At 64.6% G+C, this 24,839-nt stretch carries 22 protein-coding genes and 2 pseudogenes; 14 read left to right on the top strand and 10 right to left on the bottom strand.

Annotated features, from left to right (window positions below; all coding sequences use genetic code 11):
• Window positions 1–230: 230 nt before the first annotated feature.
• A complete protein-coding gene (locus ACIBI6_RS08940; RefSeq protein ID WP_396955982.1) occupies window positions 231–2,384 on the top strand; it encodes a hypothetical protein in 2,154 nt (717 codons plus the stop codon).
• A 464-nt stretch (window positions 2,385–2,848) separates the two neighbouring features.
• Here ACIBI6_RS08940 and ACIBI6_RS08935 read toward each other — a convergent pair.
• Window positions 2,849–4,062, bottom strand: a pseudogene (locus ACIBI6_RS08935) (FAD-dependent monooxygenase).
• 313 nt (window positions 4,063–4,375) lie between these two features.
• On the opposite strand from ACIBI6_RS08935, the gene ACIBI6_RS08930 reads away from it, so the two are divergent.
• The 3 genes from ACIBI6_RS08930 to ACIBI6_RS08920 are packed head-to-tail and all read left to right on the top strand — an operon-like array spanning window position 4,376 to window position 6,715.
• A complete protein-coding gene (locus ACIBI6_RS08930; RefSeq protein ID WP_396955706.1) occupies window positions 4,376–4,828 on the top strand; it encodes a CBS domain-containing protein in 453 nt (150 codons plus the stop codon).
• Window positions 4,829–4,856: 28 nt separating this feature from the next.
• Window positions 4,857–6,146, top strand: coding sequence for an SLC13 family permease (locus ACIBI6_RS08925; RefSeq protein ID WP_396955705.1), 1,290 nt, complete (start codon window positions 4,857–4,859; stop codon window positions 6,144–6,146).
• Between the two features lie 17 nt (window positions 6,147–6,163).
• The gene (locus ACIBI6_RS08920; protein ID WP_396955704.1) at window positions 6,164–6,715 is read left to right on the top strand and encodes a TerD family protein; all 552 of its coding nucleotides are present in this window, start codon (window positions 6,164–6,166) and stop codon (window positions 6,713–6,715) included.
• 183 nt (window positions 6,716–6,898) lie between these two features.
• On the opposite strand, the gene ACIBI6_RS08915 is transcribed toward ACIBI6_RS08920, so the two are convergent.
• Window positions 6,899–7,537, bottom strand: a complete 639-nt coding sequence (locus ACIBI6_RS08915) for a winged helix-turn-helix transcriptional regulator (protein WP_396955703.1) — start codon at window positions 7,535–7,537, stop codon at window positions 6,899–6,901.
• A 68-nt stretch (window positions 7,538–7,605) separates the two neighbouring features.
• On the opposite strand from ACIBI6_RS08915, the gene ACIBI6_RS08910 reads away from it, so the two are divergent.
• Together ACIBI6_RS08910 and ACIBI6_RS08905 are read left to right on the top strand one after the other, a co-directional pair.
• Window positions 7,606–8,487, top strand: coding sequence for an alpha/beta fold hydrolase (locus ACIBI6_RS08910; RefSeq protein ID WP_396955702.1), 882 nt, complete (start codon window positions 7,606–7,608; stop codon window positions 8,485–8,487).
• Complete coding sequence (locus ACIBI6_RS08905) at window positions 8,484–10,010, top strand: MFS transporter (protein WP_396955701.1); 1,527 nt, start codon at window positions 8,484–8,486, stop codon at window positions 10,008–10,010. The genes ACIBI6_RS08910 and ACIBI6_RS08905 overlap by 4 nt, the downstream gene beginning before the upstream one ends.
• Before the next feature lie 128 nt (window positions 10,011–10,138).
• On the opposite strand, the gene ACIBI6_RS08900 is transcribed toward ACIBI6_RS08905, so the two are convergent.
• The 3 genes from ACIBI6_RS08900 to ACIBI6_RS08890 all read right to left on the bottom strand — a co-directional run bounded on the left by ACIBI6_RS08900 (window position 10,139) and on the right by ACIBI6_RS08890 (window position 12,341).
• Window positions 10,139–10,672, bottom strand: coding sequence for a hypothetical protein (locus ACIBI6_RS08900; protein ID WP_396955700.1), 534 nt, complete (start codon window positions 10,670–10,672; stop codon window positions 10,139–10,141).
• A gap of 17 nt (window positions 10,673–10,689) precedes the next feature.
• Entirely contained in the window at window positions 10,690–11,124 is a 435-nt protein-coding gene (locus tag ACIBI6_RS08895; RefSeq protein ID WP_396955699.1) for a MarR family transcriptional regulator, read from the bottom strand.
• A 284-nt stretch (window positions 11,125–11,408) separates the two neighbouring features.
• Window positions 11,409–12,341 carry a haloalkane dehalogenase gene (locus tag ACIBI6_RS08890; RefSeq protein ID WP_396955981.1) on the bottom strand — a complete coding sequence of 311 codons (933 nt, stop codon included), beginning with the start codon at window positions 12,339–12,341 and terminating at the stop codon, window positions 11,409–11,411.
• 216 nt (window positions 12,342–12,557) lie between these two features.
• Here ACIBI6_RS08890 and ACIBI6_RS08885 point away from each other — a divergent pair, with 216 nt between their 5' ends.
• Complete coding sequence (locus ACIBI6_RS08885) at window positions 12,558–12,752, top strand: hypothetical protein (protein ID WP_396955698.1); 195 nt, start codon at window positions 12,558–12,560, stop codon at window positions 12,750–12,752.
• Between the two features lie 438 nt (window positions 12,753–13,190).
• On the opposite strand, the gene ACIBI6_RS08880 is transcribed toward ACIBI6_RS08885, so the two are convergent.
• The 3 genes from ACIBI6_RS08880 to ACIBI6_RS08870 all read right to left on the bottom strand — a co-directional run bounded on the left by ACIBI6_RS08880 (window position 13,191) and on the right by ACIBI6_RS08870 (window position 16,181).
• The gene (locus ACIBI6_RS08880) at window positions 13,191–14,024 is read right to left on the bottom strand and encodes an SDR family oxidoreductase (protein WP_396955697.1); all 834 of its coding nucleotides are present in this window, start codon (window positions 14,022–14,024) and stop codon (window positions 13,191–13,193) included.
• A 490-nt stretch (window positions 14,025–14,514) separates the two neighbouring features.
• Window positions 14,515–15,231 (bottom strand): class I SAM-dependent methyltransferase, encoded by a 717-nt coding sequence (locus ACIBI6_RS08875; protein ID WP_396955696.1) that lies wholly within the window; start codon window positions 15,229–15,231, stop codon window positions 14,515–14,517.
• Window positions 15,232–15,446: 215 nt separating this feature from the next.
• Window positions 15,447–16,181, bottom strand: a complete 735-nt coding sequence (locus tag ACIBI6_RS08870) for an SDR family oxidoreductase (RefSeq protein WP_396955695.1) — start codon at window positions 16,179–16,181, stop codon at window positions 15,447–15,449.
• A 316-nt stretch (window positions 16,182–16,497) separates the two neighbouring features.
• Here ACIBI6_RS08870 and ACIBI6_RS08865 point away from each other — a divergent pair, with 316 nt between their 5' ends.
• Complete coding sequence (locus tag ACIBI6_RS08865; RefSeq protein ID WP_396955694.1) at window positions 16,498–16,659, top strand: hypothetical protein; 162 nt, start codon at window positions 16,498–16,500, stop codon at window positions 16,657–16,659.
• Between the two features lie 354 nt (window positions 16,660–17,013).
• Here the strand turns inward: ACIBI6_RS08865 and ACIBI6_RS08860 are convergent, their stop codons facing one another.
• Window positions 17,014–17,217: a hypothetical protein gene (locus tag ACIBI6_RS08860; protein WP_396955693.1), complete on the bottom strand. Its 204-nt coding sequence runs from the start codon at window positions 17,215–17,217 to the stop codon at window positions 17,014–17,016.
• Window positions 17,218–17,439: 222 nt separating this feature from the next.
• On the bottom strand, window positions 17,440–20,178 hold the full coding sequence (locus ACIBI6_RS08855; protein ID WP_396955692.1) for a LuxR C-terminal-related transcriptional regulator: 2,739 nt from the start codon (window positions 20,176–20,178) through the stop codon (window positions 17,440–17,442).
• 473 nt (window positions 20,179–20,651) lie between these two features.
• Here ACIBI6_RS08855 and ACIBI6_RS08850 point away from each other — a divergent pair, with 473 nt between their 5' ends.
• The 6 genes and pseudogenes from ACIBI6_RS08850 (at window position 20,652) to ACIBI6_RS08825 (ending at window position 24,788) form a co-directional block, all read left to right on the top strand.
• Window positions 20,652–20,891, top strand: coding sequence for a hypothetical protein (locus ACIBI6_RS08850; RefSeq protein ID WP_364346563.1), 240 nt, complete (start codon window positions 20,652–20,654; stop codon window positions 20,889–20,891).
• 157 nt (window positions 20,892–21,048) lie between these two features.
• A complete protein-coding gene (locus ACIBI6_RS08845; RefSeq protein ID WP_364346561.1) occupies window positions 21,049–22,017 on the top strand; it encodes an alpha/beta fold hydrolase in 969 nt (322 codons plus the stop codon).
• Window positions 22,014–22,904: an alpha/beta fold hydrolase gene (locus tag ACIBI6_RS08840; protein WP_396955691.1), complete on the top strand. Its 891-nt coding sequence runs from the start codon at window positions 22,014–22,016 to the stop codon at window positions 22,902–22,904. Before ACIBI6_RS08845 ends, ACIBI6_RS08840 begins: the two co-directional genes overlap by 4 nt.
• 450 nt (window positions 22,905–23,354) lie before the next feature.
• The gene (locus ACIBI6_RS08835; RefSeq protein ID WP_396955690.1) at window positions 23,355–23,840 is read left to right on the top strand and encodes an anthrone oxygenase family protein; all 486 of its coding nucleotides are present in this window, start codon (window positions 23,355–23,357) and stop codon (window positions 23,838–23,840) included.
• Window positions 23,841–23,932: 92 nt separating this feature from the next.
• Window positions 23,933–24,061: pseudogene (locus tag ACIBI6_RS08830) on the top strand (TetR/AcrR family transcriptional regulator); the annotation flags it as partial.
• A 121-nt stretch (window positions 24,062–24,182) separates the two neighbouring features.
• Window positions 24,183–24,788, top strand: a complete 606-nt coding sequence (locus tag ACIBI6_RS08825) for a hemerythrin domain-containing protein (protein ID WP_396955689.1) — start codon at window positions 24,183–24,185, stop codon at window positions 24,786–24,788.
• The last annotated feature ends 51 nt before the right edge of the window (window positions 24,789–24,839 follow it).

Here is a 24,839-nt window from a genome sequence, read left to right as displayed (position 1 = left end):
GTCGGTGCGATGGCCCGGGATCACGACGGTGCTGCCATGCCGGTGCGGGGTGTGCGGTCGGTCTCGCTGCGCCGCCGACCGCCCGAGAAATATGCATATGGCAACTGTTGCAGAGTGCCTCTTTCCGGTAGGGTCTGGAGCTCGTGGTGGCTGGCGCGGCAATCGAATCGCGGAAAGACGTGGGCAGATGGGCGGCGATTACCGCACTGGGTGTGGTCACGGGCTATGCGATGGTGCTGCTCGCCAACGCCCGCCACTTCTACACCGACGACACCGAATCCCAGTACGGCCCGATGTGGGTGATGCTCGGCAGGCAGCTGCGCGGGGGCCACTTCCCCGCGCTCGTGCCATGGGAATGGATGTCGGGCAACTACTCGATGGAAGAGGCGGGCCTCTACAACCCGCCGCAACTGCTGGTCGATCTGATCGCGCCCTCGGTCGACAATCTCGCCCTCTACGTCACCGTGGTGAAGCTGATCTTCTCGATCATCGCCGCGCTCGGGGCCTACCGGATCTGCCTGGTCTACAGCGCCCGCCCGCAATGGGCCGCGGTCGCGGGTGTGGCCTTCCCGTTGAGCGGATGGTTCCTGTTCTTCGACGAGGCCAGTTGGGCAACCTCGCTCACCGGTACCGCGTGGATGGTGCACGCCTGGGCGTCGGCGGTCCGCTACGCGCGGGGTCGTAGTGGACCGATTCCGGTCTTTGTCTTCCTGTATCTGGCGATCTCGGTCCAATATGTGTTTCCCGCAGTCGAATCCGCGTTGATGATCGTCGCGGTCGCGGTGGGTGAGGCGATCTACCAGCGGCGGTGGGCACCATCGCTGCGGCTGCTGCTCGCCGCCGGATGCGCGGGCTTGGCGGGCCTGGAAACCTACCTGCCCGGAATGCTGTCCTCGCCGGTGACCTGGCGGGGAAACGAACGAATTCTCAACGACCCCTTTCTGACCGTGCCGTGGTCGGAATCGCTGAACGCGAGCCTGCCCAGTACCGTGCCCGCGTTCACCGGCTGGTGGGGATATGTGCAGCCGCTGCCGATGGTCTATATCGCCTGGTTCGTTATTCCGGCGCTGGCGTTCATCGACTGGCGGGCAGCTCGAGCCTCGGCACGCGAGCTCAGCGGGGTCACTCTCTTCGCGACAGCGGTACTGATGTGGTGCGCCGGGCCGGGCCGCATCGGGCCACTACGGTGGCCGGCACGCGTGCTGCCGATGGTCGCTCTCGCACTACTGGTGCTGGTGTGCGTATTGCTCAGCCGCTACGGCAGCTTCGCGCACTGGCGCCAACGCGGGATCGCCGCTGGCGTGCTGATCGGATTGCTATTCGTGCGTTCCTTTTCCGCGGACCCGCACGATGTGCTGCGGCATCTCGCCGCCGCCGCGGCGGTCGCGGCGCTCGGGGCCGCCGCGGTCTGGCTCGTCCGCACCCGAGGCGTCGCCATCGGATGCGTGCTGACCATCGTGTCCATGTTCCCGATCGCCTACTGGCAGGTGCACAGTGCGCCACCAACGCCGATGTCCTACGGCTTCCCGGAGCGGCGTTCGGAAATGACGGCCACGTTCCCCCATTTCGACGGTGTCACACTGCAACTCGCCGACCGCGCGCTGTTGCGGGGTGACGACATGAGCCTGGCCGGCGCCTACGGATCCCTGTCCTTCGGCAACTACGCGAAGAACATGGGACTGGACTACGTCAACGCCTACACCCCGATCGGCTATGCGGCGTTCAGCGCCATTCTGTGCATGGGCTGGGACGGCAGCACCTGCCCGGACGCCTACCGACGCGCCTTCGATACCGAATCATCCACGGGCCGAACGATTGTCGACCTGATGAAGGTCGACAGGGTTGTGCTGCAACGGGCGCAGTATCCGGAGGCGGGCAACCATCCCGCGCCGCCCGGCTGGAATTGGGTCGACTATCCAGGTCACGAGCGCTACATCTGGGTCCTCGAACGAGACGGCGGCCCGATCTCGACCAAGAACGGCCTCATCGCCGACACCACCGACGTCACCGCCACCTCGGCCGAGCGCACCAGCCTCACCAGCAGGATCCGGGTGACCTCGGCCAACGGCGGCCGGGTCGTCTTCGCACGGCTAGCCTGGCCCGGCTACCGAGCCACCCTCGACGGCCGCGACATCCCATACCATATGGTGGCGAAAACTTTTGTCGCCCTCGATATTCCAGCTGGCACGAACAACAGCGAACTGATCCTCACCTGGCGACCACCAGGCTGGAAAATCGGCATCGCGACCGCGCTGGCCGCGATCGCGGGAATCTGCGCATTGCAGTGGGGACACCTCCGACCGCGACGGCGTGACGAAGACCTGCCGTCGTCGCAGGACCACGTACCGGACGAGCCAGAGCGGGTATTGGCGAGCGTCTCATAGCAGCTGGGGCTACTTCCCGAACTCCGACGCTGATCATGCCATCGTTCGCCGAAATACTCGTCGTCGGCCCTCGATGATGTCCTCGGACAGCTGTCACGGCTGGTGCTCCTGGATTGGTCATGCAGATGCGGGAGCCGGTTCAGGATCTGGCGTCTGAGGCTCGAGCCCAGGAGCGGGTGCCGGTGGTTGGCTGCGCAGCCTTGCCAGTTCCGGCCTGCGCTTGCTCTGCCAACTGGTTGCGCTGGGCGTCGGTCATCTGTGAATAGCGCTGCACTGCAATGGGTATCGCCCGATTGAATGATTCGACGCACGTGAGATCGCGGACGCTGCCTTTACCCGCGAGAATCGTGCCGATCTGCTTTTTCGGATCGGGGTCCGCGCTAGCCGCTATGGTGCGCGACACCTGGGACACCTGCCGCGAGACCGTCGCATCACCGTGCGCGACGTCGAGAATCGGTTGCGAACTACCCGCGAGCTTTGTCGAATCCCGCGTAGTCCTTGACGGTGATCGAGTCGTGCAGGCGCACCCCTTGGCGTTGAGTTCGGCGGCGGCACGGGCGAGCGGTGCGGGCAAGATGTCGATCAGGCGCACCGCCTGGACCATTGCCCACCGCTGGTAGCGTCGGGCGGGGACGATAGTCTTCGCGGCGGCAACGGCGAAACGACGGCTGCGGCCGACATAGTCGCCGATCTCGTGTTCATATGCGGCGAACGCGGCGGTGTAGTCGCCGGAGTGGGCGGCGAGTTCACCGGCGAGAACATAGGCACCTACCACGGCCATGCTGGTGCTGCCGCCGACCGCCGGGCCTGGGCAGTACGCGGCATCACCGACCAAGCTGACCCGGCCACGCGACCAAGTGTCCAACCGCAGTTGCGTGATGGAGTCGAAGTAGAACGACGGGGTGTTCTCCAGCTCGGCCAGCAGCCGAGGCACCTGCCAGCCCATATCGCCGAAGTGCTCGCGCAGCAACTGTTTCTGCCGCTCGATGTCACGATAGTGGTAGTCCAACGGTTGCGGCGGGCGCAGAAAGAACCCCGCGCGCCCATCATCGATGTGGGCGGCACCGTAGACGCCAGCGACCCGACCGACGTCCACAATCATCTCCATCACCCCGTCCAGATTCAAGTAGTTGGGGACGGAGAAAATCGCCAGATAGGCGCCGAGCCAGGTGGAAAATCGGGACTCCGGGCCGAAGACCAGTGCCCGCACATTCGAGTGCAGCCCGTCGGCTCCGATGATCACGTCGAAGCGCTGCGCCGGACTGCGTTCGAAAGTGACATCGCCGTCGTCGCCGATCGCGGAGATCGAGTCGGCGTAGATGTAGTCGACATCGGAACATGTTGCGTTGTAAAGAATTTCGCTCAGATCATCGCGCATGATCTCCACATGGTTGTCGGAGACAGCAGTGAACAACTTGCGCAGATCCAGCGTTACCTGACGCGCGGCAGGCCGATGGATCACGAGCGTATCCGTCCCGGTGGCCTTCGCCCGGACCTCTTCGGCTACTCCCATCCGCTCCACGATCGCCATGGCCGGTCGGAACAGATCCACGGCGTGGCCGCCGGTCTTGCGCGGCGCTGGCGCGCGTTCGACAACGGTGACGTCGAATCCATACCGGTTGAGCCAGTAGGCGAGCGCGGGTCCGGCGATACTAGCCCCCGAAATCAGAATACGCATCGGTCCACCTGGTCATCGAACTCATCGGCCCCACAGCGGAGATCCATATTCGATCCTGCACCTCCCCGACCGGTCTCGGACCGAATCGAGCGCTACCCTCCGCGCCCACGGATTGCCCAGCTGGCATTTTTACGGCATCTTTACGGGTGGTGCGCCGGGAAGTCTGGTCGGCAACCCGACCCGGTCGGCGGGTCGGGCGGTTCGGCGAAGGGGTGGCTCATGGTGCTCACGCGGGCGTGCGCTACGGCGATGGTTGATCGTGGCGACGGCGGATTGGTGTCGGTGGGGGCTCGGGTGGTCGTATCGTGCTGGTGTGCACGCAAGTCAAATGGCCGAGGACTATCCGTCGGTGACCAAGGATTCCGAGGCGTCGGCGGCGGCGAGGCTGCTGGCCGAGCATCGGCTGCCGGGCATCGTGGTGACCGACACCGACCAGGTGCCCCTAGCGGTGCTACCGGCGTCGCAGGTGGTGCGCTTCCTGGTACCGGGATATGTCCAGGACGATCCGTCGCTGGCCGGGGTGCTGTCGGAATCGGTTGCCGATCGGGTCGCGGAAGCGTTGCGCGGCAAGACCGTTGGCGATCTACTCCCGGAATCGAAACCCAAACCCGTCCTGCCGGTGGCCCGCGCCGACGACACCGTGATCGAAGTCGCCGCCCTGATGGCCCGCTGCCGATGCCCGTTGATCGCGGTGGTCGACGGAACCCGGATGATCGGCGTGATCACCGCATCACGGTTACTACAGGTGGCGCTCGCCACAATCTGATCGGTGAGCCGCGCGCGGGTGACCCACGGTGACCGCCGTCGCGGTCACCGCATTCGTAGTGGCGTATCTGCTCATCGCCACCGAACGCATCCACAAAACCAAAGCCGCGCTCGGTGGCGCGGCGGTGATCCTCGCACTGGGAGTGCTCGATTCCGGGGAGGCGTTCTTCTCCCACGACACCGGCGTCGACTGGGATGTCATCCTGCTGCTGTTCGGGATGATGATCATCGTCGGGGTACTGCGTCAAACGGGCGTCTTCGAATACACCGCGATATGGGCGGCCAAGCGCGCCAAGGGATCCCCAGTCCGCATCATGATCCTGCTTACTCTGATCACCGCCGTCGCTTCGGCGTTCCTGGACAACGTCACCACCGTGCTATTGATCGCACCGGTCACCCTGCTGGTGTGCGACCGACTCGGCATCCGCGCCGCACCATTCCTGATCGCCGAAGTATTCGCCTCCAACATCGGCGGCGCCGCGACCTTGATCGGCGACCCACCCAACATCATCATCGCCAGCCGAAGTGGATTGTCGTTCAACGCCTTCCTCGTACACATGACGCCGATCGTGATACTGGAACTGGTGGTGTTCACCCTGGTGCTACCGATGCTGTTCCGCGGCTCCTTCGACGCCGCCCCTGAACGGATCGCCGATGTGATGGCACTGGACGAACGCGAAGCCATCCGCGACCGCCGACTCCTGATCGAATGCGGCATCGTGCTACTCGCGGTGTTCACCGGATTCGTGGGTCACTCCCTGCTACACGTCGATCCCTCGGTGGTCGCGCTGCTCGGCGCCGGGGTGCTGGTCCTGATCTCCGGCACCGAACCCACCGACTATCTGTCCGGGGTCGAATGGGAGACGTTGCTGTTCTTCGCCGGACTGTTCGTGATGGTCGGCGCGCTGGTGAAGACCGGTGTGGTGGAGACGATGGCAGGCTGGGCCACCGACGCCACCGGCGGTAACGCGCTGGTGGCTGTCATGTTGATACTCGTGGTGTCGGCGCTGCTGTCCGGGATCATCGACAACATCCCATACGTCGCGACGATGAGCCCATTGGTCGCCGACCTCGCGGCCGGAATCGACAACCCCGGGCACACCGACGCCCTGTGGTGGTCGCTGACGTTGGGCTCGGACTTCGGCGGCAACCTGACCGCGGTCGGCGCCAGCGCGAACGTCGTGATGCTCGGCATCGCCGCCCGCGCTGGAGCACCCATCTCGTTCTGGGAATTCACCCGTAAGGGTGCGGTCGTCACCGCCATCACCATCGCGGTCGCCGCACCGTATCTGTGGTTGCGCTACTTCGTATTCGCCTGACAACAAGGGAGAAACCATTGTTCGTAACGCTGCGCGACCAAAGCGGAGCGGCGCTCAACCACGTCACCATGGCGCTGGGCTGGGACCCCGTCCGCACCAGCCGCTGGATGCGCTCACGGTCGGTCGACATCGACCTGAACGCGGCGGCGCTGCTGTTCGCCGGCGACCAGATCAGCGATGTCGTCTACCACGAACAACTCAGCTCCCGCGACGGATCGGTACGCCACCTCGGCGACAGCACAACCGGAGAAGGCAAGGGCGACAACGAAATAATCACTGTCGACCTGACCCGACTACCACCGGGGGTCACCACCGTCGTCTTCATCGTCACCTCCTACTCCGGCCAAACCTTCGACCAGATCGAGAACGCGTTCTGCCGCCTGGTCGACGGCGTGTCCGGCACCGAAATCGCCCGCTACAGCCTGACCGGCGGTGGAATCCACACCGGCCTGGTCATGGGCAAACTGTCCCGCACAGACGCCGTATGGCGGTTCGACCCGATCGGCGAAGGCATCCGCGCACAACATCCCGTCGAGGCCATACCCCAACTGCGGGCATTCTTGATCTAGCTGTTGTGGGACAGAACGTTGATGTCGTGACCGCGTCGGCGCCGATACCGGAAAGATGGTTGTCGGCGAACCTTCTCTCAGCTTGCTCGGCGAACCAGTGCCTCGCTGGCAGACGTACCAGCGGCGAGTGTCCAGCGGAATCGGCAAGCCAGCTTGGGGGTGGTCACGACGCACGGAGCCGCGTCATTGGGGGGCTTGTCGCGCACCGAAGATGGCTCGCAGGGCTGTCTCGTCACCTTCGATGTCGACGAGCGTACGGATCGCGTCGAGGTCGAGCATGCCTGCCGCCAGGCCGAGAACGATCGCGGCCTCTGCGCGCACGACGGCATCAAGAGCTCGACCATCGTGCGGGCTGACATCTAGGCCCGAGCGGGTCGACCGCACCTGAAACATCTGACCGTCGATCCCAACCCCGACCGTCGATGATCGATCTGCATCCACCTTGCCGCGGAGCAAGGCCGGGAGAGCCACGGCCAGCCATTCGGGACGGAAGCGGTCGTTGGCGGGGCCACGCACCATCAGCGGCGTGGACCACCGGATGAGCCCTTCGATCGGCTCGCGCAACCCGGCACCCCACGCGGTGAGTGCGTACATCACCGCGTTGCCATGTTCGGCAAGCCGGCGCTCCACGACGCCTGCGGCCTCGAGGTCGCGGAGCCGGGCGGAGAGCAGATTGGTGGCCACGCCGGGGAGCCCATCGAGCAGTTCGCGGTAGCGGGCGGGAGCCACCAGGAGCTGGCGGACGATGAGCAGATTCCACCGGTCGCCCACGACATCGAGCGACCGGGCAAGACCGCAGTACTGGCCGTAACTTCGACTCATCTCCACCTGCTTGACATTCTAAAGTTCACGTGACTATATCAAGTGTAGTCGCGAAGTGAGGTGGAGTCATGACCGAGATGGAAAGACCTGCATGGGTTGACGACGAACTGTTCCCGTTCGAGAGCAGGTTCGTGGCCATCGACGGGCACACGATCCACTACGTCGATGAAGGTTCGGGGCCCATACTGCTGTTCCTGCACGGAAACCCGACCTGGTCGTTTGTGTATCGCGAGGTGATAGGTGCACTGCGAGACGAGTTCCGCTGCATCGCACTCGACTACCCCGGCTTCGGCCTGTCAACGGCCCGCCCGGACTATCGGCATCTACCCGAGGAACACATCCACATCGTCACCTCCTTCGTCGACGCTCTGGCTTTGAGCGAGATCACCCTCGTGGCCCACGACTGGGGTGGCCCCATCGGTCTCGCCACTGTCGAGCAGCGGCCCGCCGCCTTCGAGCGTCTGGTGCTGACCAACACCTGGGGCTGGCCGATGAATGGTGATCCGAAGGCGCACATCGCCTCTCACGTGATGGGTGGCCCCCTGGGGCGTCTGCTGATCAGGCAGTTCAACCTGTTCGTCGAGGCGACGATCCCCATCGGGCACCGACTGCGGAAGCCGACCGTCGAGGAGATAGGCCACTACCGCAAGGCGCTTGCCACCTCCGATCGGCGCCAAGCGTCAGCCGTACTGCCCCGGTGTATTACCGCCAGTCATGCCCTTCTCGCCGATGTCGAAGCCGGCCTTCCCGGCCTCGCGTCACTCCCGACGCTCATCATCTGGGGCAACGCCGACGTCGTGTTCGGGGACAAGGAGCGACGGCGATGGGAGCAGCTCGTCCCCAACCACCACACCGTGATCGTCGAAGGCGCAGGGCATTTCGTGCAGTCCGACGCACCTGACCGGTTCGCGGCCGCGATCCGCGACTGGTGGTTGAAGCAACCCTCGTGAGTCGCAAGGCCGGAATCCTTGTTTCGGTCTACGTCGCGGTGCTCGCCATCAACCTCGACATCACGATCGTCAATGTCGCGCTGCCCAGCATCGCGACCGAGTTCGATGTGGGCACCCGTGGACTGCAGTGGGTCGTCGACGGCTACAACCTCGCGTTCACCGCGTTGGTGCTGGCGGCGGGCAGCGTCTCGGATCGCCACGGACGGCGACCAGCACTCCTGGCTGGGCTCCTCGGATTCGCCGCCGCTAGCGTGGTAGGAGCCATGGTCGACAGCCCGGTCGCGCTGATCGGGGCACGCTTCGGTATGGGAGCGTTCGCCGCGCTGATCTTCCCCACAACGCTCTCGATCATCACCAACACCTTCCCCGACCGCCGACAGCGCGCCGCCGCGCTCGGCGGGTGGGGTGCGATCGTCGGGGTCGGCGTCGCCTCCGGCCCAGTTACCGGCGGATTGCTGCTCGAGCACTTCTACTGGGGCAGCGTGTTCTGGGCACTGGTGCCACTCGCGCTCGTGGCCGCTGTTCTCGGATTCCTGCTGGTGCCCGAATCCCGCGACTGTTCCGTGCCTGCCCTGGACTTCCGGGGCCTGGCCATCTCGATCGCCTTGCTCGGAGTGCTCGTATACACGGTGATCGAGGCCCCCGAGCGCGGTTGGCGTAGCAGCGCCACGGTGATCGGGTTCGCGATCGCGCTCGGACTGACGGTCGCTTTCGTGGTGGCCGAACGCGCGGCCGAGCACCCCATGCTCGACGTCCGGCTGTTCACGGATCGACGCTTCAGCGCCGCCAGCGCAGCGGTCGCGGTCACCTTCTTCGCGCTATCGGGCTTCATCTTCCTCATCACCCAGTACTTCCAGGTAGTCCGCGAGTTCGGCCCACTTTCCACCGGCGCCCGCATTCTCCCGGTCGCGCTATCGATCGCGGTTGCCTCGGTAGTCGGCGGGCTGCTCGCTCCGCGCTTGGGCACACGCGCTGTGGTGGTCACCGGGCTCCTGTCGTTCGGCACCGCCATGGCGTGGATTGCCGGAACCGCGGACGTCGGCACGCCCTACTGGACCGTGATCGTCCCGCAGATGATGTTCATGGGCCTCGGCATGGGTCTGATCTCGACCCCGGCGACGGAGTCGATCATGCTCGTGCTACCCGCGTCTCGGGCGGGTGTCGGCTCGGCGGTCAACGATGCCACTCGCGAGTTGGGCTCGACACTCGGAGTCGCCGTGGTCGGCTCTGTGTTCTCATCGATCTTCGGTTCCCGCCTGCTCGACAGCGCGTTCGCTACGACCGGGCAGGCTGCTGAAGCCGCTGACTCGGTGCCGGTCGCATTCGGGATCGCCGCACGCAATCCGAGTTTGCTCACGGCCGCGCAGGACTCGTTCCTGTCCGGCCTCTCCGTAAGCTGCGCCGTGGTCGCCGCACTCTGCTACGCGGCGGCCGTTGCAGGTCTGGTCGCGCTGCCAGGCCGACGGTTCCCGCACGTCCTTCCCGCCCAGGTGAACGAATCCAACTCGACGACCCTGGCCTGAGCCCCGGCGCCGCCCAATGGCGTGAACGCTGCCGCACGCGCAGTGAGAAAGACATCCGAGATTCGATGCATCCCCCTGTCGCCGGAGTCGGCTGACCGTCCTTGCGAATTCCCGGACACCGGAGCACGTCACGGACGAGTGGTCATCAGCAAATCAACCACGTAGGTCTCTTCCACCGCCTCGCCGGGGAACATCTCCCGTAGTCGCCTGCGCTCCTCGAAGAGAAAGGCACGCTTGTCCTCCTCGGCAAGGACAAGGAACGCCGAGCGACTGGTGATGTTGGAAAGGTGCAAGTCGAGCGAGACCACACGACTCCACCGCACCTGGCGGCGCGCGACTCGCAGCCCCGACAGACCCGCGAGCCGGATGGCGTCGCCGTCGTCAGGACGCGCCCGAGAAGACGGCTTCACTCCGCAGTGGTACGCGATCCGCTCGTGCTGCTCACAGATCCAAGGCACTCCGGACCGCAGCGCGGCACGGAATCGGCAGCAAATAGCGCCGACACGCCACCTACGCGAGAAGCTTGGAAGCCCCATCGCTAGCTTTACGCTTTCATCGCAGATGACTGCCGATAGCGCCGGGACGGCCGAAGGGCGAGCTAATTCACCGAGGACGAAGCCGCGCACGAGCGTACTACCGACGGCCAGAAAAACCAGCAGCACCAATGGGCTGCTACCCCTCAGCCTTCCGCCAACTCCTCCGCTGCCTCGTGCCCCACCTCGCCGGTCCGCTGCAGGAAGTCTGCGATCACTTCGAGCTCGGCCACCGAATATCGAGCACATAGCTTATCCATGCGGTTGTTCATCCCGGAGAACAACTCGAACAATTCGGAATTCCGTTCGCGCACAGCACGCAACATGACCGCACGACGATCCGAGGACTCTGGATCACGCTCGCGCACGATCCATCCCCCCTTCTGCAACCGATCCAAAATCCCCGTCATCGTCGCAGGATGCAACCCGGCACGACGTGCCAGCGCCGTAGGTGACAGCGGGCCATATCGGTTGATCAGATCCAGGCACGTCCAATCGACATCCTTGACCTCAACGCGGCCACCAAACCTCCGATTGAGCAGCGACAACTGAATATTCAAGTCACGCAACGCTTCCCGCACGTCAGCCGTCAACCTCCGCCGGCTACGCGTCGGAGCACGGCCTGCTACTGAACTCATCCTGCGCCACCTCGCCCACGTTTATACGGCTTACATATCATACGCAGAACCGCGCAAGCATAGAAATGGCGCGCCGACGTGACCGAACCACGAGCGAACGCGCATCATCAGACCGGAATGACGTTGAAGACCGCAATTCGATGTGCCCCCGCCGCCATGTCGGCACCAAACAACTCGTTCGACGGGCGGTTTCCGCCACGGCCGGGACGGCACACCCCGCGACCGGTTCAGCGAGTCGATCGGATGAATTCGTCGACGATGGCGGCCAGAGCGGCCCCCTGATCTTCCTGCACAAAGTGACCAGCGTTGGCGATCGTGACGTGCGGTTGCCCAGCGGCGCCTGGAACGTGCTCACGAAACTCCCGGTCCCCACCGCCGACCCCGTAATCCTTGTCGCTGAACGCGCACAAGAACGGGATCCGCATCGTCCCGAGCGCGGCCCACGCCTTGCGGTTCGCCGCTGCCGCGTCGTCGAACGGCGCGATGGGCACCAGTAGGGGAAATTGGCGAGCGCCCGCCAGATACGACTCATCGGGAAACGGCGCGTTGTACGCCGCCAGGACCGCCGGATCGAGATCGGTCACGGTGCCGCGGTCGACGACCTGGCCGATGTCGAAGGGATTCGAACGCTGACTGAGCTGAAGCCACAGCGCAAAGGAACCTCCGAGGTCCTGGTCGCCGGTCGGGAACGAGGTGTTCGTCGCGATCACGCGACGAAACCGCTCTCGATGCTCCGCCAGCAACCGCAGCCCCAGCAGACCTCCCCAGTCCTGACACACCATCGTGATGTCGTGAAGGTCGAGGCGATCGAATACCGTTCGCGCCAGCCAGTCGACGTGGCTCTGATACGTGTACACGAAACGGTCGATGGGCTTGTCCGACTTGCCGAACCCGACGAGATCAGGCGCTACACAGCGATGCCCGGCGCTGACCAACGGTGGTATCACGTGCCGGTACAGGAAGCTCCACGACGGCTCTCCATGTAGCAGCAGGATGGTCTGCCCCGACGCTCGCGCCGGGTCGACAGGACGTTCGTCGAGATAGTGCACCCGCAGCTGCGTGCCAGCGCCATCACCAGCGTCGATATCGGTGTAGTGCGGTGCAAACGGATAGCCGGGCAAGCCTTCGAACCGCTCTTCCGGCGTGCGCAACACCGACATCGTCTGCGCAGCACCCACGCGAACTCTTGCGTTGGCCATCGTCAGGCTCCTCACTCTCGCACGGCCGATACCCTACGAACTACAATATTTTTATCATATTATATGAACTTCATATAGCCTCAAATGAGGCTTGCAGCGGTCCCGTACCGGGGCCCAACGTGTGCTGATCACGAATATCCCCGGGTCAGTGGCGCGAAAGGCGACACGTTGGCGCGGATGGTCAGCGACTACAAACGGTGGCGTAGCGGCCTGAGCCACAACTGCTTCCGTCACGGCGTGTTCGCGCCGGCGCCAGCGCTGGCGGAGGCGTTCACCACCGTCGAGTTGAACGGTGAGGCTGCCCCCGGTCCTGCGAAGGTCCTGCATCGACTGCTGGTGATGATGGCGAGGGCTTCCAGGTGGGACGCGTGACAATGCCTCCGGTGTCCCGAAGACCTCCCTGCACCGCTACCTCAGATCAGCAGTGGTCGGCGGCGACATTGCGGTCACCGGCTAACCCCTGGAATCTACTGCGGCACAAGTGGTCCGGCTCCTCGATGAGGTGGATCCGGCCACATTCACGACGGAACGAGACCGCGCTGGTGGTATGTGTCGAGTGCTGGCGGCCAGGGCCTACAACCACGAAAACAGTGGTCGTGGCCGAAACTGCTCCACAACCATCCGCCTGCATAGTGTCCGCGCCCTGGGGGAACACACGCGCCGATCACACGCCTTGACCTACGGAAACTGGCTCGACGAATCGTTCTCACCCACCGAGAAGCCACGTAAAGCACATGACCGCATCGACAGCGCGCTGTCGTGCTCGGCCGCACACCCCTCCGCCGTGCGTCGGGAGCTGAATACTGCGGGTTATGACCAGTCATCCTTGTGATCGGCTACCCAGGTGGCGAATGGGAGAGCTGGACGGCCGAGGATGTCCTCGACATTGCTGGTCACCGTGAGCGGCTGTTTGATCTCGCGGGCGTATCGAGCCATCAGGGCGTCCACGAACCGCTTGTCGAGCCCGTGCGCGATCATGCCCTTGGCGGCCATCTCGGAGGGAACCTCTTGAAAACCCAATGGCCGGTCGAGCGTTTCTCCGATGATGGCGACAAGCTGGTCCATACGCAGCGCCTCGGGGCCGGTAATCGGGATCGTTCGGCCGAGCAGCGCATCATCGACCATGGCACGTGCGATCACGTCGGCGACGTCCCACTCATGGATCAGTGGCTCAGCGAATTCGGCGAACGGACCGAACACCATGTCGCCGTTGGCAACCTGACCGGACCACATCGTAAGCGTATTCATCGCAAACGAACTCGGTCGCACGCTCACCCACGGCAATCCGCTGTTCACAACCGCGCGTTCGACCTCGGTATTGCGGTCACCGTTGAACCACGAAGGCTGCAACGACACGTCGTCGTCGGCGTTGATCGCCGACATCACCACCACACGTCCGACACGGTGTTCGGCGGCGTGAGCGAGCAGGCTCGCGATGTCGTCCTTAGTCGCTCGCGGATGAACAAAAAGGGAGTCGACGCCCTGCAGGGCGCAGTCGAGATCGTCGACTGTCACTGCGTGGGCCCCTTGGGGCAGGCTCACGTTGGACTGTCGGGTCACCGCCCTGACCTGCGCTCCACTCGCAAGGAGCGTGTCCATAAGCGGTCGACCGATCACCCCTGTTGCGCCGGTGACGAGATACATAGCAGCTCCTTCTCGAGTTGGTCCCGGATCAATCCGGCCGACATGAACCATTTTATCTCATAAAATATTGATTTCATATAATATGGGAGACGTAATCGCCGCGGTTCCGTCATGGTCGGTGTCGAACAAGGGGTGAGTCGCCGTGTCGGTCTCATCGAACGGTCTGTTCGACCCGCCGGGTCAGGAATCCTCCGCTCGGGTCGAGGTGGCTCGAGCGCCCGGCCGCACGCCGCTCGGGCCTCGGCATCACGGCCGAGAAGCCGCAACAACTCTGCGGGTCGAGTGAAAGTAGAGGTAGCCGTCGAGGTCGAGGCGGTTGACGGCGCGCAACGCCGCAGCGGGGGTCGCCGGCTCGGACGATCGCGACGGCTCGGTTGAGCTCGACCACCGGGACGTATGCGCCGCGCCCGCGCAGCGTAAACGTCCGATCGGGCTCAGCCGACACCGCGCTGGGTCAGTGCTGTACGAGCCACCCGCACTGGCGAGTTCGTCAGAGCCGCTGCGCTTCCAGTGCCAAGACGGGCATCAGCATCAGTCCGTCATCAGTGAATTCAGGATGGAAGTTGTACTGTGCGAACTGATTCAACAACGACTCAGGCGGCCTGGTGCCCTCCATACGGCCGGCTCGCAGACCGACGATCGACCAGTCCGGCGCCGTGAACGTGGTACGCAATTCGTCCTCCGAGATGGAATACAGCCCGAAGGTTTCGACACCGTCGGCGAAGTTGGCGCTGAATTGGATCAACCGGCCGCCAGGTTTGAGCACCCGGGTCAGCGCGGCCACATGCGCGCGGCGCTGCTCGGGATTCAGGCAGTGAATGAGCTGACTGCTGACGACCGTGTCGAACCGGCCGTCATATCCGTCGAGGACGGTTGCGTCGGCGACCTCGAACACCATCGACACCCCTTGCTCCGCCGCCCGGCGGCTTGCCTGGTCGATCGCCGTGGCCGCGATGTCTAGCCCGGTTACCTGGTACCCGAGACCGGCCAGGTAGATGGCGGTATCGCCCGGTCCGCAACCGGCGTCGAGTACCTCGCCGGTGATACTGCCCCCCTTCTCGAACTCCACGAGCAGCGGCTGCGGCCTACCGATGTCCCAGGGCACCCGCTCGAAGCTCAAGCCCTGGGCGGCTGTTTCGCCGCGGTACACCAGGTCGAAGTCGACTCCGCCTGATTCGTTGTTCGATACTGCACTGCTCTCGGCCATCTGGCCTGGTCCTTTCTAACAAAACGGTCGACGTTCGGCGACTATGCGACTGCGCGGGTTCCGGTGGCGGATCCGGTTGGACACGCTTTTTTGCCTGAACCAACGGGGCGGCGCAGGGGGCACGCCGGCTACTGTCGCGACGCCGGCGACGGTGACCTGTATCCCGCGCTGTCAACGGCCAAGCCCGTGAGATGTCGCGGTGCATGGCCGGCCTGTCACGCTGTGAGGCCCCCGTCGGCGGCGATGCTCTGACCGGTCACCCATCGAGCATCATGAGAGGCCAGGAAACCGACGACATCGGCGATGTCCTCCGGCTCACCGAAGCGGCCCAGTGGTGTCCGGGCGGCCCGCTCCGTCAACATCTCCTTCATGGGCTGCATCGCATCGGTATTCGTCGGCCCCGGCAGTACGCTGTTCACGGTGATTCCCCGTGGCCCCACCTCGCGGGCGAAGGCCCGGACCAACTGTTCACCCGCCGCCTTGCTCGCGGAATACAACGACATGGACGGGTCGCTCGCCCGGGTGGCCGACGACGAAATGTACACGATCCGGCCGCCGTCGCGTACTCGCTCGGCAGCCTCCCGGAACGCGACGAACGTGGCCCGGGAGTTGGCGGCGAACGACCGCGCGTAGTCCTCGTCGGACGCCCGGGCGATCGGCCCGGCAGCGAACCCGTAGGCATTGTGCACGAACACATCCAGCCCGCCGAACCGGCGTTCCGCAGCATCGAACAGCGACGTCAGCTGAGCCGGATCGGTCACATCCGCCTGCACGACGGTGGCCCGCCCACCGGCTACTTCGATCGTAGAGGCGACCTCCTCGGCAGTCTTGGCATTGCTCTTGTAGTTGACGACGACCTTCGCCCCGTCTGCAGCCAGACGCAGCGCGATCGCCCGGCCGATGCTGCGCCCACTGCCGGTGACAACGGCGACACGATCGGTATTCGACATGAAATTCTCCATTGATAGGTGGATGAAGCTCAGCAATCTGCGTAATCAGCGGTCGGCACGGCAGGGAACGCACACCTGGAGTCGCGGTCGTGGCGCCTGGCGTTCGGCCGGAGCCTCGATGATCCTTCGAGGCGCTACCCGAATCATATCTTGTCGAATTGATATTATATGCTTTCGATATCATCTTATCGAAATATCGCGGTCGTCGCAACCATGCTGAGCCCGACCTTCTCGGTCTGAGCCAGTCTCGCGCTAAGCCCACCTTTTAGCGGCGATTAGTGCCTCTACCAGCAGTGGTCTGCTGGTTTGGTTGACTATGCGCTTCTGGGCCGACGGCGACCTCGCGGGCGTCGACACCCGTCAGGATTCGGTCTGCGAACGGGGCGGCATCCGCATGTTCTTCCATATCCTCCGCGCGATAGCCGAATTCGAGCATTCTCTGATTGATCAGCCGTCATGCCCGAACTCACCGACGTGAGCCCGAACGCGAGCGTGCTCGCAATCGCCGAACGTGCCGCTGATCTCGTGATCCGGGATAGGTATCCGCGAATATCTCGACGAGATCCAGCTACGTCGCTGCTTCGACGACAGGACGACAGCGAGCCCGAGCTCATCAGCGAAGACGATCTCGGGCAGCTGCGGGTCCCGGCTCAGCCTGTGACAATCTCCACACGCAGGTAGCTGTAGACGGTCTCCCGACTGATCCTGAACCCCTTGGCCAGCACCGACTTCCGCTCACCCGTCAGCACGTTCGCGCAGCCGATCACACCGACCGCGACCAGGGTTGTTCAACCGGTCGCCCGACAGCTCACTCAGCCGTGACACGGTGCGCTTACAGAACTGATCCTCGAAAAGTCGCCCGCGCCGAACTGATCAGACGGTCGATCCGCCCCGGCGTCGTCAGTTCGATCCGCTCGGCCCGGTAGCGCACCAACAAGGCCTCACGCAGCTGCTCGTCACGCAACTCCACCGGACACACCTCGGCCGCCCTCGTCACCGAGGCCGGCTCGGACTGTGACGCCCAGGGGACACCCATGCTCCGTACGATCGGCTAGTCAATAGTGTTGGAGGAGAGGAAATTTCGTGTAGATGCTCTGGACGCCAGCGCCTTCTCGGTGACCCAGCTGGTTGTCGAAGCTGATTTCGTGCTCGGGCCGATTGACGGCTCGTGCAGGATGTGAACCAGACGTTGCGTTGGACGCGAAAATCGCAGGCCCGCACCTCCGTTGAGCTGCCTCGGTGAAGGTGAAGCGCTGCTCTAGCGAATCAAACCCAGTTGCCGCGCCCGGGCGACAGCCTCGGTGCGGTTGACGGCGCCGAGCTTGCCGAAGATATGGGTGAGGTGTTTCTTGACGGTGTCGACACTGACCACCAACTCATCGGCGATCCGCCTGTTCGATCTGCCTGCGACCAGCAGGCCCAGAACGTCGCGCTCACGGGCGGTCAGTTGCTCGACCAAGCCCGGCACCAATGCCGCGGCACTCGACCCGGAACCTTGGACGACGTGCTTGTGGCTGAGCGCTTGCAACACACGGGCCACATATCCGAGGGGCACGCCGCGGGCTGCGTGGTCCGCCTGCTGGGCCGCGATCAGTCGGCGGAGTAGGACGCCCATCGGGGCACCCTCGTCGGCGAAAACCCGAACATAGCCTTGCGGGCAGGCGAGTGTGAGCGCATTGGCCAGTGCGTCGACAGCGCTTTTCTCCGCACCGCGGGCGGCGAGGGCCAGCGCCTGTAGCGCCTGGATCTCGATGATGCTCCCCACACGGCCTTGGGTGGCCGCCGCCGTTAGCATTTTTTCCAACAGTGCAAGTGCCGGGTCGGGCAAGTCTTGTGCGAGCAGCAACCGGGCCAGCACCAGATACTCAGGCTCCCGGGAATAGTCCGGCTCGCCCTCCGCGCTCAGGTCGCGTTCCTTCGTCCAATGGGCCGCCGCGACAACGTCGCCCTGTGCGAGGTGCAACCGCGCCCATTGCACTGGAATGGGGTTGAACAGGTCATCCATGGCTGTGCCCAACGTGAGCTGCTCGGCCTCGCCGATCGCTTCCATGGCCCCGGCCGGATCACCCTTGGCCTGCCGAATCCAGGCCAGCGTTGCCAGCCCCGCGGCCAGCGGCTGAGTGTAGGTTAGCTGCCGGCAGTGTGGGATGCCCTCTGTTACGTCCCGGAGGGCCGCATCAAGCTCGCCTCGCTGGTAGGCCACCTCCGCCATGCCGACGTACCCCATGCCAGCAGTCGACAGAGTGGACACACCGGGTCGTGCGGTGATCTCGAGTGCCTGCTGGTATGCGCCGAGTGCTGCGTCCAGGCGGCCTTGGGCGCGCTGCACCTGGCCGAGGTGGTAGTAACCTCGAACAGCCAGGGAACACTCGTCCGCCGCCTGCCACTGGGCGATGCTCGAGGTGAAAGCCTGCTCGGCTTCTTCGAGCCTGCCACGCAGCCATTCGGCCAAGCCCAGTTGCCACCAGGTTACGGACTCCAGCATCCACTCGTCCTCGCCGAGTTCGGCCAGTGCCCGTGCGGCGAACGCGGCCGTTCCCTCGGCATCGCGGTGCAAATAGGCGAGCCAGGCACGACCGAGTGCGATCGCTGCGGGGACGTTCGCCAGCCAGCTCGCGGGTCTGCCGACCGACGGCTCGAACGGCTCTTCACCAGCGTCTGCAGACGTCCGCTGAGCAGCGTCGAGCCGCGGCCCAGCCGCATCCATGTTGCTACCCACGAGCGCCATCCACGCCTGTGCCAGGCACAGGCGGGGCCGTGACTGGATGAGCTCGGCGGGCAGTTCGGAAAGCCAACGATGCACCGTCGCCTGCTCGCCCTGACGGAAGATCCCGTCAAAGTACCGTTCGATCATCCGCGCAGCCCAGGCTGTGTCGTCCGCACGTAATGCGTGGTGTACGGCCTCATCGGCGAGGCCATGCGCTTCGCACCAGGCCGCCGCGTTCCGGTGCAGCGCTGAGGCCTGTCCGGGCTGTTCGTGCTGCAATTGGGCGCGGAGCAGCTCGGCAAACAGATGGTGATAGCGCCACCAGCCGCGTACCTCATCCAGCGGTACGAGGAACAGGCCGGCCAGCTCGATCCCTTCCAGCATCTCCTGACCATCCGCCCGGCCGGTGACGGCGTCGCAGAGCTCCCCGCTGAGGCGCTCGAGCACTGAGGTCTCCAGCAGGAACCCGCGCACCTGCTCGCTCAGTTGCTCGAGAACCTCCCCTGCCAGGTAGTCCAGGATGTAGCGGTGGCTGCCGCTGAACGCTGCTGCGAACTGGGCGGGATTCTCCTGGCTTCGCAGCGAGAGGCCGGCCAACTGCAGTCCGGCTGCCCAGCCCTCGGTGCGGGCGGCAAGCATCGTTACTACCGCGTCGGGCAAGCCGCCGCCAGTCGCTCCACGCAGCAGCGCCGCCGCTTCGTCCGGTGCGAAGCGGAGCTCGTCGGCGCGCAGTTCAGCCAGCTGACCCCGGGCCCGCAACCGCGCTAGCGGCAGCGGCGGGTCGGACCGGCTGGCCAGCATAAGCCGCAGACCTGTCGGCGGGTGCTCCAGCAGAAGCGTCAGCGCGGCGTGAACCGCCTGTGCATCAATCAGGTGGTAGTCGTCGAGGACCAGCAGTACCTCATCCTCACCAGACCAGGCGTCGAGTTCGTTGATCAGCGCCGTCACCAGTCCTTCGAACGAGGTTGGGGCAGGCGGGCCCAGCAGCGGGCCGACCTGCTCGCCGATTCCCGGGCGCACCCGATCGAGCGCCGCAACCACGTGCCGCCAAAACCGCGCCGGGTCATTGTCCGCCGCATCAAGCGATAGCCAGGCAACCGGCCGTCGGCCACTTCGAGCCCATTCGGCCAGCAAGCCCGTCTTGCCGAACCCTGCCGGAGCGCAGACCAGGACCAGCCCCGGCTTCAGATCTGCGTCGAGCCGACCCACGAGCCGCGGGCGGGGCACGAAGCCCAGGCGCAGCCCGGGCACACGCAATTTGGTGGCTAGCAGCGCATCCTGCTCGGACATGGCACCTCGTAACGGGTAAGCCGCGGGCGGGCTCAGCCGTCGGTAACCCACCGCTCAGCACGTCCAGCGATGGTTAGCTCGGTTGCTGGCTGGGCCGATTGTAATGGCGGCCAACCAGGCACTCCCGCTGCGGACCGCCCGGCATGGGCGGCAACGAGAGAATCCTGGGCCTGCCCTAGTACCACTTTTGGGCCGGACGCGTCTTCGGAGATTCCACCTGTATATCCACCTTTGGGTGACGCGCCGGTCCGGGGGCGTTCGTAGCGTATCGGTTACGGAAATGGCCATCAGCGGGAGGAATCGGGAATGGATGCGCTCAGTCTCGACCAATACACGACCTGTCCCTCAGGCGCCGGGGAGGCGCTCCCTACGCGTAACGCGTTGCCCCATGCCATGGCCGCCGCCCTCTGGCTCCTCGAGCGGCAGCGCCAATGCGGCCGGGCATTGGTTCTGTGCCAGGACCGTGAGCGGGTGTGAAGGGCTCGGGATGGCCGGCGCATTACGAGATCCGCGTCGATGGCCTCCTCGACGATCGGTGGGCCGACTGGTTCGGCGGACTGCAGGTCAACGGCGAGGCCAGTCAGACCGCCATCTTTGGCCTGATTGCTGATCAACCCGCATTGCACGGTGTTCTGACCAAAGTCCGCGACCTCGGGCTATGTCTGGTCTCGGTGCGTCGGCTGAGCCCCGACGAAGCCAGGGATGGAACGTAGCAATGAGACGCAACCGGCACTCGGACGCCGGGGCCCGATTCTTTCACCACATCCCGCGGGCACCCGAGATAAGGAGCCCGTCACCACCAGCGACGCGGATACCGGAGCTAGCAGCCATACCGATCAGCACCCAACTATCAGAAGAGGAAAGCTCCAAATGACCGAACAAGACACACCCGAGTCCGTCGATCGGGAGAAGGTTCGATTCGTCAGCGGCGACACCGTATGTGCCGCCTGGCATTATCGGGGAACCAACGGCGCCTGCGTGATCATGGCAGGCGGGTTCGCGGTACCCAAGGAGCCGGCCACCGACCAGTTCGCGAAGCGATTCAACGATGCGGGGTTTGCGGTCCTCGCCTTCGACTACCGCCGCGTCGGTGAGAGCGACGGGCAGCCACGCCTCGCCTTTTCGGCCAGAAACCAGCTCAACGATTGGCAGGCCGCGATCGACTTCGCCCGGACTCTGCCGGGAGTCGATCCGACCAAACTCGCGGTCTGGGGGTTCTCCGCCTCCGGCGGTCACATCTTCCGGGTCGCGGCACGCAACCCGCAGCTCGGCGCGGCGATCGCACAGACACCGAACCCCGACGGTCCGGCCCTCAGCCGCAACGCCATGCGCCACCAGAAGCCACTGGCGATGCTACGTTTCACCGGCCGGGGCGTTGTCGATGCCCTCGGTAGTCTCGTGGGGCGTCCACCGCGATTGGTGCCGCTCGTCGGAGAGCCCGGGACCGTCGCGATGCTCACGACGCCGGACGGACTCGATACCGGACTCGCACTGCGTTCGCACATGTACCCGGACTGGCAGCAGACGGTCGCTGCCCGTACCGCGCTTCGCTTCACTCTCTATCGGCCCGGCCGCGCCGCGTCCCAGGTGCAGTCGCCGCTACTTGTCATGGTCTGTGACCGCGATCAGACGTCGCTCGTCAAGCCATCCGTGAAGGCGGCGAGCCGCGCTCCACGCGGGGAGCTCGTCGAAATATCCGGTCCCCACTACGCCCCGTTCTTGGATAAGCACGAGCAAGCCGTCGAGGCGCAGTTATCCTTCCTGCACCGGCACCTATTCGATCATCCGGCAGCGAATCACTCCGGCATCCCCCATACCTCGCGGAAGCAAAAGGTATGAAGCAGATCGAGCTGTCCGCGGGAACTATCGACTACCAAGACACCGGCGGTGACGGCCCCCCGATTGTGCTACTGCACGGATTGATGATGGACGCTTCACTGTGGGACGGACCAATTGCCGAACTATCCCTCGACCACCGATGCGTGGCGCCGACATTGCCGCTCGGCGCGCATCGGCACGGGATGCACGCCGAGGCTGACCTTTCTTTGCCCGCGATAGCCCAGCTGGTCGCGGAATTCCTCGACCGCCTCGACCTGTACGACGTGACCCTCGTCGGCAATGACACCGGCGGCGCGCTTGTCCAGCTACTCATGGGCGATGGCGCTGTACTCGCGCGACAACGCGTGGGGCGGGTCGTACTCGTCTCGTGCGAGGCGTTCGACAACTTCCCTCCCGGGCTGACCGGCAAGCTGCTCATGCTCACCGGCAAGCTCTCGCCAGCACTGTTCGGGCTGTTCATGCAGCAAATGCGGTTCCGGATGCTCCGGCACAGCCCGCTCGCGTTCGGGTGGCTTACCAAACGCGGAGACGCAACGGTCGCCGGTTGGATGGAGCCGCCCCTGACTCAGCCGGAGATCCGTCGCGACACAGTGCGAATGCTGCGAGCCGCGGCGGCAGATACGAGCTTCTTGCTCGCCTCAGCCGAGTATCTGCCGAGCTTCGACCGCCCCGTCCTCGTGGTTTGGGCGGCCGACGACCGGGTGATGCCACCCGAACACGGCAGACGCCTGGTCGAATTGTTCCCCCGCGCACAGTTGATCGAGATAGCAGATTGTTACACTCTCATCCCACTCGACCAACCAGCCAGACTCGCCCGGGTCATCCGGCAGTTCGCTAGCCCATCACGTACAACCGAGCCGCCGCGCGGAACATCCCGGTCAGCGTGACTCGCCCATGTACGTCGGGACAAAGTGGATAGGTTTTGGGGATTCACTCGTCCGACGTGGGTATCCCGATCTCGTTGGGGCACAACGGATCGATGTGACACCTGGCGATCTGCTTATTTGATCGCCAACCGTTGTCGGCACGAGAAGTCCGGCCTCATTCGGTTTCGAGCTGCGAGGCTGCCGCATTCACCGGGTCGCACTACGGCCGCTTCGTCGGATGTCCGTCTTCGTTGTAGCCGGAGCGAGCCCGTGAACATATTTGACACATATATTATGAGATAGGTAATTTATGAGTTAAATAGTGAATGTTGGGCGCCACGGATCACGGATCTGGATACCGGGTTGTCCGAAGTGATCGTCGTCGGAGCGATGGCTCGGCGGCGACCACGGCTACCCCACCCCGGCCGAGATCCGGAACGCCGGGGTTGCCCAGTAAGGAGTATCAGCGTCATGGGTCCTGCCGCCAAGATTGCCCAGTTCGCCGGGCCAGTGTTCACCGGGCTCTATGCAGGCTCTCTGCTCACCCTGCTGGTCCTCGAATTGGAACTGCGACGCTTCGACGGCTCGGTGTACACGCAGGTAGCGCAGATCAATCTCATCGGGATCCCGTGGCTTTCCGGTGCGACGTTGATTCCCGCGATGCTGTGCGCGGCACTGTCGGTGGTCGTCACGATCCGGCGGCCGGGGGCGGACAAGTGGTGGGCGCTATCCGCGTTGATGTTGTTGTTGACCGTGTTCGTTATCTCCTCGGCGATCAACGTTCAGATCACCGCCGCGGAAGGTGCGTGGAACGTCGGGGCTCCGCCAGCGGACTGGGCTGTTCAACGAGATCACTGGCAGGTCGCGCACGCGATTCGCACCATCGCCGCCACCGTCGCATTCGTATGTCTGAGTGTGCTCGCGGTCTCGGGCCGTCGACAAACCGGTAAGGCCTGACCGGCTACGGCCATATTGGAGGCGCGACATCCGCACATGCGGCTGCCTCGTTTGGAATGAGTAGATGACGAACGGCTCCTGGATGGTCGCGTTGGACGGAGATCGGCACCCGCTACAACATCGGTCTGGTGCGAGCGTTGCGCACGCAAGCGATCGACGCGGGTCCGATCCGGCCACAGCCAGTGGATGCGACGGCTCACGTCTTACTGGGAGCCGCGTAGGAAGCGGTTCTCTACCTTGCCCGCTCGCACGATGCCTTGCAGGCTCGCCCTAACCCACGGGCGTTCGTCCCGTCGGAGCCGAAGAAAACGCATTTGCCCTGTGGTACTCGAAAGGTCTGTCATGCCCATTGATTTCGCCGTCATGTACGCGACGCACGATGCCTTCCGCCGCGACCTGAGGCGACTGGCCGCGGCCGCGAAGTCCGGTCTCGCCGACTCGCCTGGCGTCCGGGCCGGATGGGCGAATTTCAACCGGCAACTGCATGTTCATCACAGCGTCGAGGACGCCGCGCTATGGCCGCGTGTGCTCGACGCGCTGCCCGGTCGCCCGCACGACCGGGCACTGATGGCCGAGATGCAAGCCGAGCACGCAGCACTGGACCCAGCCCTGGCCGCCGTCGAAAAGGGGATGCGCCGACAGTCTGCCAATCTGTCGGAGAGCATCCACAAGCTGACGGAGATTCTGGGTCAGCACATGGCACACGAGGAAAGCAGTGCGTTGCCACTCATCCAGGAAGTCTTGACTCCGAAGGACTGGGATGCCTTCCGAGGCGCGATGGCACGAAAACAGGGTCCATCGGGTGCCGCGGTCTACATCCCCTGGGTTCTCGATGACACAACGCTTGAACAGCGCCGTCGTTTCCTGGCCGCGATGCCCGGCCCGGTCGCCCTGATCAACCGGTTGCTGTGGGAACGCCGCTATCGCAACCAGCGATGGTGGCACTGATCCGGGATAGCGATGTACCTGACGGAAGACATTGGTTCCACGTAGTTCGGC

The organism is Nocardia sp. NPDC050412, from assembly GCF_044458825.1.
GTDB lineage: Bacteria > Actinomycetota > Actinomycetes > Mycobacteriales > Mycobacteriaceae > Nocardia.
The sequence above is the reverse complement of the archived record's forward strand: the minus strand, read 5'-3'. Positions and strand labels throughout refer to the sequence as shown.

What these genes read in the sequence shown, in the direction of transcription:
- ACIBI6_RS08940 (WP_396955982.1), top strand. Translation starts at nt 231, where the DNA reads ATGGTGCTGCTCGCCAACGCCCGCCACTTCTACACCGACGACACCGAA.
- ACIBI6_RS08915 (WP_396955703.1), bottom strand. Translation starts at nt 7,537, where the DNA reads ATGAGTCGAAGTTACGGCCAGTACTGCGGTCTTGCCCGGTCGCTCGAT.
- ACIBI6_RS08910 (WP_396955702.1), top strand. Translation starts at nt 7,606, where the DNA reads ATGACCGAGATGGAAAGACCTGCATGGGTTGACGACGAACTGTTCCCG.
- ACIBI6_RS08890 (WP_396955981.1), bottom strand. Translation starts at nt 12,341, where the DNA reads ATGTCGGTGTTGCGCACGCCGGAAGAGCGGTTCGAAGGCTTGCCCGGC.
- ACIBI6_RS08885 (WP_396955698.1), top strand. Translation starts at nt 12,558, where the DNA reads ATGGTCAGCGACTACAAACGGTGGCGTAGCGGCCTGAGCCACAACTGC.
- ACIBI6_RS08880 (WP_396955697.1), bottom strand. Translation starts at nt 14,024, where the DNA reads ATGTATCTCGTCACCGGCGCAACAGGGGTGATCGGTCGACCGCTTATG.
- ACIBI6_RS08875 (WP_396955696.1), bottom strand. Translation starts at nt 15,231, where the DNA reads ATGGCCGAGAGCAGTGCAGTATCGAACAACGAATCAGGCGGAGTCGAC.
- ACIBI6_RS08870 (WP_396955695.1), bottom strand. Translation starts at nt 16,181, where the DNA reads ATGTCGAATACCGATCGTGTCGCCGTTGTCACCGGCAGTGGGCGCAGC.
- ACIBI6_RS08865 (WP_396955694.1), top strand. Translation starts at nt 16,498, where the DNA reads ATGCGCTTCTGGGCCGACGGCGACCTCGCGGGCGTCGACACCCGTCAG.
- ACIBI6_RS08860 (WP_396955693.1), bottom strand. Translation starts at nt 17,217, where the DNA reads ATGGGTGTCCCCTGGGCGTCACAGTCCGAGCCGGCCTCGGTGACGAGG.
- ACIBI6_RS08855 (WP_396955692.1), bottom strand. Translation starts at nt 20,178, where the DNA reads ATGTCCGAGCAGGATGCGCTGCTAGCCACCAAATTGCGTGTGCCCGGG.
- ACIBI6_RS08845 (WP_364346561.1), top strand. Translation starts at nt 21,049, where the DNA reads ATGACCGAACAAGACACACCCGAGTCCGTCGATCGGGAGAAGGTTCGA.
- ACIBI6_RS08840 (WP_396955691.1), top strand. Translation starts at nt 22,014, where the DNA reads ATGAAGCAGATCGAGCTGTCCGCGGGAACTATCGACTACCAAGACACC.
- ACIBI6_RS08835 (WP_396955690.1), top strand. Translation starts at nt 23,355, where the DNA reads ATGGGTCCTGCCGCCAAGATTGCCCAGTTCGCCGGGCCAGTGTTCACC.
- ACIBI6_RS08825 (WP_396955689.1), top strand. Translation starts at nt 24,183, where the DNA reads ATGCCCATTGATTTCGCCGTCATGTACGCGACGCACGATGCCTTCCGC.